Raw genomic sequence first — 10,700 nt, forward strand, 5'->3', positions numbered from 1 at the left:
CGCCTGGACGACCAGCCCGACCAGCTCAGGCCGCTCGGGTCGCCGCCCCGCCGGCATCGAAGAAATGCAGCTTGTCGGGCGCGAAGCCCAGCCCGACCCGCTCACCCGGCCGCAGCGCCGTGCCGCCGATCACCCGTACCGTCACCTTGCCGATCTCGCCGCCGCAATCGACGATCACGTTGGTGTCGGCGCCTAGGTATTCGAGCAGGTCGACCGTGCCGTCGCAGGCGCCGCTTCCCTCCGGCAGAAGCTCGATATGCTCGGGCCGGATGCCCAGCGTCACCGCATCGGCGCCGCCGGTGTAGGCGCCGCCGCGCCCGCCCTCGACCTGCCATTCACCGCGCCCGGTCCGGCAGGGAAGGACGTTCATTTTCGGGCTGCCGATGAACTGCGCCACGAACAGGTTGGCAGGGTGCTCGTAGAGCTCCTTGGGCGTGCCGACCTGCGCGATGCGCCCGGCCTCCAGCACCACGATCCGGTCGGCCAGCGTCATCGCCTCGACCTGGTCATGGGTGACGTAGATCATCGTCGAGGCCAGCGACTGGTGCAGTTTGGCGATCTCGTAGCGCATCTCGACCCGAAGCGCGGCGTCGAGGTTCGAAAGCGGCTCGTCGAACAAAAAGGCGGTCGGGTCGCGCACGATCGAGCGGCCGATCGCGACACGCTGGCGCTGCCCGCCGGACAGGTCGCGCGGCCGCCGCTCGAGATACTCCTCGAGCCGCAGCACCCGCGCCGCCTCGGCCACCTGCCGCGCCCGCTCCTCGGGTTTCACCCCCGCGGCCTTGAGCGAGAAGCCCATGTTCTCGGCCACGGTCATGTGCGGGTAGAGCGCGTAGGACTGGAACACCATCGCCAGGCCGCGCTTCGAGGGCGGCTCGGCGGTGGCGTCGCGCCCGCCGATCAGGATCTGCCCGCGCGAGGTGCCCTCGAGCCCGGCGATCATCCGCAGAAGCGTGGACTTGCCGCAGCCCGAGGGGCCGACGAAGATCACGAACTCGCCCTCCTCGATGGCGAGGTCGACGCCCTTGATCACCTGCGCATTGCCGAACCACTTCTCGACGCCGGCCAGTTCGATCGAAGCCATCAGGTCTCTCCTTCCGTGTCGGTCGCGCCGGCGCCGGCCCAGGTGAGCCAGATCGCCGCGGTCCAGGTGAAGGCGTCGCCGCCGCAGGGCGTGCCGTCGATCGGGTCGAAATACTCGAAGAAGCCGTGCTTCTTGATCACCTCGGCGGTCTCGCGGCGCAGCCGCTCGGCGGCCTCGGCGTGGCCGCGCTCCTGCAGGCCGAGCGCGATCAGCGAGTTGACCACCGGCCAGGACGGCCCGCGCCAGTAGCGGCGCGGATCGAAGCCTTCGGCCGCCGGGTCGGCCGAGGGGAAGCCGTAGCTCACCCGGTTCCAGATCTCGTCCATCCGCTTGTCGAGCGCCGGCGTCGCCGCGTCGGCGAGATAGGCGAGGAAGGCGGCCGAGCCGACCCGGCCGGCAAAACCGTCGCCGCGCAGGTCGCGCGCGTCGTAGCCCTGCACCTGAGGGTTCCACAGCTGCGGCACCCCGGCGCGCAGCTCGGCCGCCCAGCCCTCCAGCTCGGACACGTCGTGGCCCAGCTCGCGGCCGATCGCGGCGAGATCCTCATGCGCGCGCAGCAGGATGAAGGTGATGCCCGGATCCTCCATCAGGAACGGGCCGTTGCGGATGATCTCGCGCTGGTCCCAGCCGCAGTCGCGGCCGAAGAACAGGATCGCGAGGTAGCGGTCGTAATCCTCCTTGCGCGGCCGCATAGAGGCGTCGACATGGCCGGTGTCGCGGCGCTGGTACTCGCCGACATTCGAGCCGTCGACCTTGGCCATGCCGATGTCCCAGTCGGGGCAGTTGTCGCGCCCCGATTCCCAGGGGTGGGTGACGGCGGCGACGCCGGAGCCGCAGCGGTCGCGCTTCCACCAGCGGTGCCAGGCCAGGAGCTTGGGGTAGAGCGCCGCGATCCGGTCGCGCCCGGCCTCCGGGTCTCGCGCCCAGATCAGTCGCGCCAGGATCGCCGCGACGGGGGGCTGGCTGATGCCCGAGGTCGGCGGCGTGCGGCCCGAGCCCCAGACCTCCGGTCCCGGGAAGTAGCCCGGATCGTCCTTGTGAAAGACGATATGCGGCACCATGCCGTCCTCCCACTGGCCCGAGAACAGCGTCTCGAGCTCGGTCCAGGCGCGGTCGATGTCGAAGGTCGAGAAGCCCCAGGCCGCGAAGGCGCTGTCCCAGTTCCACTGGTAGGGGTAGAGCCCGTCGGTCGGCACGGTGTAGCCGCCCCGGTCGTTGCCGCGCAGGATCTCGCGGGCCTGTTCGTCGAGGTCGGGGGAGAGGCGGTCGGTCATGTCTGTCATCCCTTGACGGACCCCGCGGTCAGTCCGCGGGTCATGAAGCGTTCGAGCCCGAGGAACAGCGCCATGATCGGCACCGTCGCGATGACGGAGCCGGCCATCAGGTGCTGGCGCGGGATCTCGGAGGAGTTGAGCGAGGCGATGCCCCGGGTGAGCGTGAACTTCGACGGGTCGTCGAGCAGCATGAAGGCCAGCAGGAACTCGTTCCACGCGATCATGAAGACGTAGAGCGAGACGCTCGCCATCGCCGGCATCGAGAGCGGCAGGGTGATGGTCCAGATCACCTTGAGGCGGCTGAGCCCGTCCATCAGCCCGGCCTCCTCGATCTCGGCCGGCAGGCCGCGGAAATAGCCCTGCAGCATGTAGAGCGCGACCGGGATCGTCGTGACCGGGTAGATCAGCACGATGCCGAAGATCGAGTTGCGCAAGCCCGCCATCGAGAAGGCGATGTAGATCGGCAGCGCCAGAACGATCATCGGCACCATGTAGATCAAGAGGATCGAGCGCGAGATCGCCGCCCGCCCGGTGAAGCGCAGCCGCGCCACCGCGTAGGCGCCCGGCACCGCGAACAGCAGCGTGATGATCACGGTCAGCACCGAGACCAGGAACGAGGTCCACAGATAGCCGCCGAAGCCGAACTGGCCGAACAGCTCCGAATAGCTGCGGAACAGGTCCCAGCCCTTCGACAGGTCGACCGAGAAGTCGAGCGGGTTGCGGATCAGCTCGGACTGGTTCTTCAACGAGGTCATCACCATCACGTAGAAGGGGATGAGCACGATCGCGGTGAAGAAGACGTAGCCGAAGCCGGTGAGGAAGCGGATCACCGCGTGCTCGAACTCGTGCCGGGTGAGCGCGCCGGCCGGGCAGCCCGCCATCATCGCCGCGACCGGCCAGCCGGTGGCGGCGCCGGCGGCACCGCCCGCGAGCAGCGCGGCCCAGCCGCTGACCTCCGCACCGGTGACGACGGGCGATAGCGGCGTGATCGACAGCGCCGCGCCCAGGCACAGGCCGGCCGGCCCCGCGAGGCGCGGCGAGGTCACCGCCAGCGCGCCCAGCCCCGCCCCGAGCAGCGCCGCGAAGAGCCCGCCGGGCCGGTAGGCGCCGCCGGTGGCGAAGGAGAAGGCGACCGCGACGCTGGTGGCGACGACCAGCGCCCAGAACAGGCCGATCAGCGGCCCCGCGACATATCCGTGACGGATCATGCTCATAGTCCCTCCTCCTGGCTGAGGAAGCGGAAGAAGAAGTAGCTGAAGGCGAGCAGGCAGCCGAAGATCACCACGGCCACCGCCGCGCCCGCGCCGATGTTGGAGACGGCGAAGGCCTGCTCGTAGACGTTGACGGTGAGGGTGCGCGTGCCGGCATTGCCGCCGGTCAGCAGGAAGATGTCGTCGAACTTGTTGAAGGTCCAGATGAAGCGCAGCAGGAACAGCACCGACAGGATGCCCAGAAGCTGCGGCATCGACAGGTACCAGAACTGCTGGAACGGGCTCGCGCCGTCCATGTCGGCGGCCTCGTACATGTCGGTGTCGATCGACTGCATCCGCGCCAGGATGAACAGGAAGGACAGCGGGAAATAGCGCCAGACCTCGAACAGGATCACCATGATCAGCGCCAGTGGCCGCTGCCCGAAGAAGTTGATCGCCTCGTTGGTGACGCCCATCTGGATCAGAAGCGCGTTGGCCGAGCCCGAGAACGGGTCGAACAGGATGATCCAGGTGAAGGCCACGGCGATCACCGGCGCCACGTAGGGAAAGAGGAACAGCCCCCTCAGCACCCCCTGCCCGCGGAACGAGCGGTCCAGCAGCAGCGCGGCGAAGAGCCCGAAGACCAGCGCGCCGATCGTGCCGAAGACGGTGTAGACCAGCGTCACCCAGAGCACGCCCCAGAACTCGCCGCCGTCGAAGATCCGGGCGAAGTTCTCGAAGGTGAAATTGCCCGAGGTCAGCACGTTGGCCGAACGCCCCGTGAGGCCGGGCGGGCTGTCGGGCAGCTCCATCCCCGCATCGGCGAAGGCCTGGCCGATGGTGACCGGGATCTCCAGCGTCTCGCGGTGGCCGCCGGCGAAGTCGCCCAGCTCGCAGCGGAGCGCCAGCTCCTCGAGAGTGCAGCGCGGGTCGAGCGCGCCGATCTCCAGCCCCTCGGGCAGGAGGTCGGTCAGCACCACGTTCGCGACCGGCTGGTCGGGGCTCGAATTGCGCAGCCGGTAGCGCAGCGTCGCCTCGTCGCCCACGGCCTCGGGCCGGCCGCGCAGGTCTTCGCTGACCACCGGCTCGGGCGGGCGCAGATCGGCGAGGCCCACGGGCTTCACGCTGATCCAGAAGATCGCCAGCAGCGGCAGGATCACCACCAGCGCCACCGCCGTCACCGTGGGCAGCAGCAGGCCCCAGGCCAGCCGCGCCTCGCGGCGCTCGAGCGGGTTGCGGCCCTGCGGCGGGGCCGGCTCGGCCCGTTCAGCGCCGCCGTGGCGACCGATCGGGCCGGTGGCGGTCTCGGGGGGGCGTGCGGTCATGTCGTGGTCCTCGCGCCTGGCGAAAAGAAGGGTCTGACGATGGGGACGGCCGCCTCCCGGGGAGGGTCGGGGCGGCGGCCGTCCGGCCGCGGGCCTACTGGATCGCGGCCAACTCGTCGTTCATCGCCTGCACGGCCGCGGCCGCCTCGACCTCGCCGTCGATGAAGCGGCGGACGATGCGGTTGACGGCCTGGCTGTTGATCATCTTCGAGGCCAGCGCCAGCTGGCCGTCGGCCACGCCCCAGCGCTGCGCCACGTCGAGACCGCCGACGATCTCGTCGACCATCGCCTGGTCGTAGAGCTCGCCCAGAGGCGCCTTGCGATCGACGCCGACCGGCAGCTCGGCCCAGGCGGCCGAGAACTGCCCGGGGTCCTCCATGGTGCCGCGCCGCACCGGGAACTTGCCCTCGGGCGCGATCGACAGCGTCTTGGTGTAGCCGTCGCTCATCGAGAACTCGACGAACTCCATCGCCGCGTCGGTCGCCGCGTCGTTGGTGATGCCGAAGTAGCGGATGTCGGCCCAGGCCGCGCCGTCGGGGTTGGACGGCCCCGAGAAGTTGGTGACGATGCCGGTCTTCGAGGCCAGCTCGGTCGAGGTCGGGTCGTCGTTGATGGTCGGCGGGTTGCTGTCGCGCAGGCCCGCCAGCTCGTCGAGGATGAAGGGCGACCAGATGATCATCGCCGCGTCGCCCGCGAAGTAGAGGCTGCGCGACTGGTCCCAGTAAAGCTCGCCCGGCGGGCTGGCCTCGGCGATCGCCTTGTAGAACTCGAGCACCTCGACCGTCTTCGACTCGTCGAGCGGCTGGAACCCGTCGGGCCCGACCGGCGAGACGCCGTTGGCGAGGAAGACGTGCTCGAGCACCTGGCTCATGAAGTTCTCGTCCACCTTGGTCGCGGCGACGAAGCCGTACATCTCGGGCGGGTTGTGCAGCGCCTCAATCGCCGCGCGCACCGCGTCGAAGGAGGTCGGCGCCTCGAGCCCGGCCTCGTCGAACAGGTCCTTGCGGTAGACGATCATCTGGGTCCAGCCATCGACCGGCACGCTGGCATAGCCGCCGCCTTCCACCGCCGCCATCTCGAGCGCGCCGGGGGCGAAGGTGTCCTCGCCGAGCAGCTCGATCACGTCGGTCGCGGCGTCGATGTCGAGGATGCCCGCCTCGGCCCAGGGCAGCGCGTATTGCAGCGTGTGGTAGATCACGTCCGGCAGGTCGCCCGCGGCATAGGCGGCGGTGGCGCGGGTGCCCAGATCGCTCTCGGTCACCGGGATCACCTCGACCGAATGGCCGGTGGCGGCCTCGAACTCGGCGGCGAGCTCCTGCTGCGCGGCCAGCCGCTCGGGCTGCTCCTCGGTGGTCCAGAAGCGCAGGTTCTCGGCCTGCGCCGCTCCCGCGACGAGCGCGAGGCCCGCCGCCCCGGCCAGAAGCCGTGTCTTGCTGGTGATGGTCATCGGTTCTCCTCCCTTGGTCATTCCTGTCAGTCCTCGGCCAGCCGCGCGGCCAGCGCCTCGGAACTCAGCCGGGGCGGCCCGGCCGAGCCGCGATCGACGAGCACGGCGCGCGCCGTCTCGCGCAGAAGCTCCGGGTCCTCCCCCCGGATGCGCCGGATCAGAAGCTCCGCCAGCCGCTGCCCCGCCGCCCGCCGGTCCACCGCGAAGGAGGACAGCGGCGGCGCGGCATGCAGCCCGTCGGGCACCCCGTCATAGCCCAGCACCGAGACGTCGCGCCCGACCGCGAGCCCGCGCTCGGCGCAGGCGCGGTAGAGGCCGAGCGCGGCCTGATCGACCGCGAAGACCACCGCAGTGGGCGGCGCCCCGAGCGCCAAGAGCGCGCGCGTCTCGCGCGCGCCGTCCTCGACCTGCAGCGCCTCGCCGCGGATCAGATCCGGGTCGGCAGCGAGCCCCGCCGCGGCAAGCCCCGCGCGGTAGCCCTCGAGCCGGAGCCGGCTGAAATTGTAGCGCGTGCCGCCGTTGACGAAACCGATCCGGCGATGGCCGAGCCCGGCGAGATGCAGCACCGCGTCGCGCATCGCCTCCTCACCCAGTATGTCGAACCAGGCGCAGCCCTCGGGCCGGGCGGTGCGCCCGAACATCACGAAGGGCACGCCGCGCTCGCGCAGAAGCGTCACGCGCGGGTCCTCGGACAGGGTCCGCGGCAGGATGAAGCCGTCGGCCTTCCGGTCCTCGATCAGCTGCGCCATGGTCTGCAGGATCCCGGCCTCGCTCTCGGCGGTGGCGACGGTCAGGGTCCAGCCCTCGGCGCTGGCGGCCATGGTGATGCCGGCGAGAAAATCCGCGAGGAAGGGCCGCTGCGAGTCGTGGTCGCCGATCTGCAGCACCAGCCCCAGCGCCCGCACCCGCCCGGTCTTGATCGCCTGGGCGTGGCTCAGCGGCCGGTAGCCCATCGCCTCGGCCTGACGCCGCACCCTGAGCCGCGTCGCCTCGGCGATGTCGGGATAGCCGTTCAGCGCCCGGCTCACCGTGCCCTTGCTCAGCCCCAGCGCCTCGGACAGCCGGGTGATCGTCACCCGCCCTGCCATGGCGCCGCGCGGCCCGGCGATGTCGCTCGACTGCACCATCCGAATCCTCCCCGCGACTCATGGTCGGTTCCGAAACCGGTTTCGGCAACAGTAAATGTCGCCCCGCCCGAATCGGGGGACATATCCCGCCGCGCGCCTTGCCGTTGCGGCAGAGCGGCGCTATCGCCGGAACGGGGCCGCGCCCGTGGCGGCCGAGATCAGGGAGGATCCGCCATGACATCGACCGCAGGGGACCGCTGGACCGCCCGGCCCGACCATCGCCGCTGGCTCGCGCGCGAGGCCGACGACCTCCTGCGGCTGTTCGAGACCGAGAGCCTCGACCCGGCGGGCGGCTTCTTCGCGCTCGACGCGCAGGGCCGCGCCATCCGCGACGACGATCTGCGCGAGATCCACGTCACCACCCGCATGGTGCATTGCTACGCCGTCGCCGCGCTGATGGGCCGACCCGGCGCGATGGAGATCGTCGATCACGGTCTGCGCTTCCTGCGCGAGCATCACCGCCGGCCCGAGGGCGGCTACGCCTGGGGCGTGACGGCCACGGCCGCCCCCGAGCCGCGCTTCACCGGCTACGGCCACGCCTTCGTGCTGCTCGCCGCCGCCAGCGCCAAGCTCGCCGGCCACCCGCGCGCGCAGGAGACGCTCGACGACGTCACCGCGATCCTGCGCGAACGGTTCTGGGAGGAGGAGCCCGGCGCGATCCGCGAGGCCTTCGACGCCGAATGGCGCGAGATCGACGCCTATCGCGGCCAGAACTGCAACATGCACCTGACCGAGGCGCTGATGGCCGCCTTCGAGGCCACGGGCGACGCCCGCCACCTCGAGATGGCCGAGCGCATCGCCGAGCTCATCGTCAACCGCCGCGCCCGCGAGAACGGCTGGCGGCTGGCCGAGCATTTCCACGCCGACTGGCGCGTCGACCGCAACTATGCGGGCGACCCGATGTTCCGCCCCGCCGGCCTCACGCCCGGCCATTCGCTCGAATGGGCGCGGCTGCTGGTGCAGCTTTGGGAGACCGGCGGCCGCCGGCTCGACTGGGCGCCCGAGGCCGCGCGCGCGCTGTTCGACCGCGCCGTCGCCGACGGCTGGGACGCCGACAAGGGCGGGCTCTACTACACGCTGGGCTGGGACGACCGCCCCGACGTGGCGGAGCGCTACTGGTGGCCGGTCTGCGAAGGCATCGGCGCGGCGCACGCGCTGTCGGAGATCGAGGGCGACCCGCGCCACGAGGACTGGTACCGCCGCTTCTGGGACTTCGCCGCGCGGCGGCTGATCGACCGCGATCATGGCGGCTGGCACCCGCAGATCGACGCCGCGGGCCGGCCCTCCTCCGACCCGTTCTTCGGCAAGCCCGATCTCTACCACGCGCTGCAAGCCTGCCTGATCCCGCTCCACCCGGTGACCGGCAGCCTCGCCCATCTCCTCGCCCAGCCCTGACCGGTCCTGACAGGCCCCGCCCGGCGCCCCGGGCGGGCGCCGGGCTTCAGCCGTCCCGCTCCATGATCCACTCGACCTCCGGCGCCGGCACGAAACGCCAGTTGCGGCGGGGGCCCGCCATGACGTTGAGGTAGTACATCTCGAAGCCGTAGGGCGCGCCGCAGGGGTGATGCCCGCGCGGCACCAGCACCACGTCGTGGTCCTTCACCGCCATGGTCTCGTCGAGCGAGCCGTCATCGGTGTAGACCCGCTGCACGCCGAAGCCCGAGGCCGGGTTCAGCCGGTGGTAGTAGGTCTCCTCGAGATAGGTGATGCGCGGGAAATCGTCCTCGTCGTGGCGATGGCTGGGAAAGGACGACCAGTGCCCGGCCGGGGTGAAGACCTCCGTGACCAGCAGGCTGTCGGCGTAATCCTCGTTCTCCATCGCGATGTTGTTGATGTGCCGCGTGTTCGTGCCCTTGCCGCGCTCGGTGAGCGCGATGCCTTCGGGGCCGATGCGCCGCGCCTCGTGGCCGCCCTTCCCGGGCGCCGAGCAGACCGCGATGGTGCAGTCGGTCGCGGCCTCCGCAGCCCATTCGCTGCCGTTCGGCAGGTAGAGGCAATGCGGCGGCGTCTTCTCGAACACGTTCATCCGCTCGCCCAGCTCGCCCCAGTCGCGGCCCGCCCCCTCGACCCGGGCCCGGCCCTCGACCATGACGAGGATGACCTCGCGGTCGCCGGTGACGTCGGCCACCCGGTCGCCCGCCCGCAGCCTGTGCAGCGCGAAACCGACATAGCGCCAGCCGGCGGTCTCGGGCGTGATCCGGTGCACCTCGCCGCGGGTGCCGAAGGGGCGGCGCAAAAGCGGGCCGGTCATGTCTCGTCCTCCTTGTCGTTCTGTCCTGCGGCACCCGGCCAGCCGGGCCGGGCCCGCCATGCGTCAGCCCTGCGGCACCGGCGTCCGGTCGTCGACCGCGAGCCCGGCCCGCGCGCAGAGGTCGCGTATCGTCTCGTAGCCGAGCTTGGAGGCGTCGTAAGGCGCGACCTTGGCCGGGTCCTGCTCGGCCTCGACCACGATCCAGCCCTCGTATCCCATCGCCGCCAGCCGGTCGGTGACGGCGGCGAAGTCGATCGCGCCCTCCGGATCGCCCGGCACGGTGAAGGCGCCCGCCACCACCGCGTCGAGGAAGGACCAGCCCTCGGCCCGCGCGCGACGCGCCACGTCGGCGCGCAGATCCTTGTAATGCACGTGGCCGATCCGGTCGCCCCAGCGGTCGAGCACGGCCATCGGGTCGCCGCCGCCGAACACGAGGTGGCCGGTGTCGTAGAGCAACCCGACCTCCGCGCCCGAGCCCTCCATCAGCCAGTCGATGTCGTCCCCGTCCTCGACGATCGCGCCCATGTGGTGGTGGTAGGTCAGCGGCAGCCCCTCGCCCGCCATCCACTTGGCCAGCTCGGTGAGCTTGCGCGCATAGCCCGTCACCTCGTCGCGCGAGAGCTTGGGCCGGGCGTTGACCGGCACGGCGCGGTCGCCCTGCACGGTGTTCGAGCACTCGGCATAGACGAGGCAGGGCGCGCCGAGCGCGGCGAACTGCGCCACCTGCCCGGCGATCGCGGCCTTCTCGGTCTCGACGTCGTTGACCAGAAGGTTGCCCGAGCACCAGCCGCCGCAAAGCGCGAGCCCGTGGCCGTCGAGGTAGCGGCGCAGCTCCTCGGTGCCCGAGGGCATGCGGCGGCCGCGCTCGATACCGGTATAGCCGATCTCGCGCGCCTCGCGCAGCGCCTGCTCCATGGTGAAAGCGGCGGTGAGGTCGGGCAGGTCGTCGTTCTGCCAGGCGATGGGGGAAATGCCGATCCGGACGCTCATAGGGGGGTCTTT

9 protein-coding genes are annotated in these 10,700 nt (G+C 71.0%); 1 reads left to right on the forward strand and 8 read right to left on the reverse strand.

Annotated features, from left to right (window positions below; genetic code table 11):
* Nucleotides 1-25: 25 nt before the first annotated feature.
* From BLT43_RS10175 to BLT43_RS10200, 6 genes are all read right to left on the reverse strand, one after another.
* Nucleotides 26-1,084, reverse strand: coding sequence for an ABC transporter ATP-binding protein (locus tag BLT43_RS10175; protein WP_090112510.1), 1,059 nt, complete (start codon nt 1,082-1,084; stop codon nt 26-28).
* Entirely contained in the window at nt 1,084-2,358 is a 1,275-nt protein-coding gene (locus BLT43_RS10180; protein ID WP_341349839.1) for an MGH1-like glycoside hydrolase domain-containing protein, read from the reverse strand. Before BLT43_RS10180 ends, BLT43_RS10175 begins: the two co-directional genes overlap by 1 nt.
* Before the next feature lie 5 nt (nt 2,359-2,363).
* Complete coding sequence (locus BLT43_RS10185) at nt 2,364-3,572, reverse strand: carbohydrate ABC transporter permease (protein WP_090112512.1); 1,209 nt, start codon at nt 3,570-3,572, stop codon at nt 2,364-2,366.
* The gene (locus BLT43_RS10190; RefSeq protein ID WP_242652272.1) at nt 3,569-4,873 is read right to left on the reverse strand and encodes a sugar ABC transporter permease; all 1,305 of its coding nucleotides are present in this window, start codon (nt 4,871-4,873) and stop codon (nt 3,569-3,571) included. The genes BLT43_RS10185 and BLT43_RS10190 overlap by 4 nt, the downstream gene beginning before the upstream one ends.
* Nucleotides 4,874-4,967: 94 nt before the next feature.
* Nucleotides 4,968-6,320, reverse strand: coding sequence for an ABC transporter substrate-binding protein (locus tag BLT43_RS10195; protein WP_090112513.1), 1,353 nt, complete (start codon nt 6,318-6,320; stop codon nt 4,968-4,970).
* Nucleotides 6,321-6,346: 26 nt separating this feature from the next.
* The gene (locus BLT43_RS10200) at nt 6,347-7,447 is read right to left on the reverse strand and encodes a LacI family DNA-binding transcriptional regulator (protein ID WP_242652273.1); all 1,101 of its coding nucleotides are present in this window, start codon (nt 7,445-7,447) and stop codon (nt 6,347-6,349) included.
* A 174-nt stretch (nt 7,448-7,621) separates the two neighbouring features.
* On the opposite strand from BLT43_RS10200, the gene BLT43_RS10205 reads away from it, so the two are divergent.
* Nucleotides 7,622-8,842: an AGE family epimerase/isomerase gene (locus tag BLT43_RS10205; RefSeq protein ID WP_090112514.1), complete on the forward strand. Its 1,221-nt coding sequence runs from the start codon at nt 7,622-7,624 to the stop codon at nt 8,840-8,842.
* 46 nt (nt 8,843-8,888) lie between these two features.
* Here BLT43_RS10205 and iolB read toward each other — a convergent pair whose 3' ends face one another.
* Entirely contained in the window at nt 8,889-9,698 is an 810-nt protein-coding gene (gene iolB, locus BLT43_RS10210; RefSeq protein WP_090112515.1) for a 5-deoxy-glucuronate isomerase, read from the reverse strand.
* Nucleotides 9,699-9,761: 63 nt separating this feature from the next.
* Nucleotides 9,762-10,688 (reverse strand): myo-inosose-2 dehydratase, encoded by a 927-nt coding sequence (gene iolE / locus BLT43_RS10215; RefSeq protein WP_090112517.1) that lies wholly within the window; start codon nt 10,686-10,688, stop codon nt 9,762-9,764.
* Between the last annotated feature and the right edge of the window lie 12 nt (nt 10,689-10,700).

Origin of the sequence: Limimaricola pyoseonensis (genome assembly GCF_900102015.1) — a bacterium.
Taxonomy (GTDB): domain Bacteria; phylum Pseudomonadota; class Alphaproteobacteria; order Rhodobacterales; family Rhodobacteraceae; genus Limimaricola; species Limimaricola pyoseonensis.

Coding starts and splice junctions, on each gene's coding strand:
- BLT43_RS10175 (WP_090112510.1), bottom strand. CDS start 1,084: ATGGCTTCGATCGAACTGGCCGGCGTCGAGAAGTGGTTCGGCAATGCG.
- BLT43_RS10180 (WP_341349839.1), bottom strand. CDS start 2,358: ATGACCGACCGCCTCTCCCCCGACCTCGACGAACAGGCCCGCGAGATC.
- BLT43_RS10185 (WP_090112512.1), bottom strand. CDS start 3,572: ATGAGCATGATCCGTCACGGATATGTCGCGGGGCCGCTGATCGGCCTG.
- BLT43_RS10190 (WP_242652272.1), bottom strand. CDS start 4,873: ATGACCGCACGCCCCCCCGAGACCGCCACCGGCCCGATCGGTCGCCAC.
- BLT43_RS10195 (WP_090112513.1), bottom strand. CDS start 6,320: ATGACCATCACCAGCAAGACACGGCTTCTGGCCGGGGCGGCGGGCCTC.
- BLT43_RS10200 (WP_242652273.1), bottom strand. CDS start 7,447: ATGGTGCAGTCGAGCGACATCGCCGGGCCGCGCGGCGCCATGGCAGGG.
- BLT43_RS10205 (WP_090112514.1), top strand. CDS start 7,622: ATGACATCGACCGCAGGGGACCGCTGGACCGCCCGGCCCGACCATCGC.
- iolB (WP_090112515.1), bottom strand. CDS start 9,698: ATGACCGGCCCGCTTTTGCGCCGCCCCTTCGGCACCCGCGGCGAGGTG.
- iolE (WP_090112517.1), bottom strand. CDS start 10,688: ATGAGCGTCCGGATCGGCATTTCCCCCATCGCCTGGCAGAACGACGAC.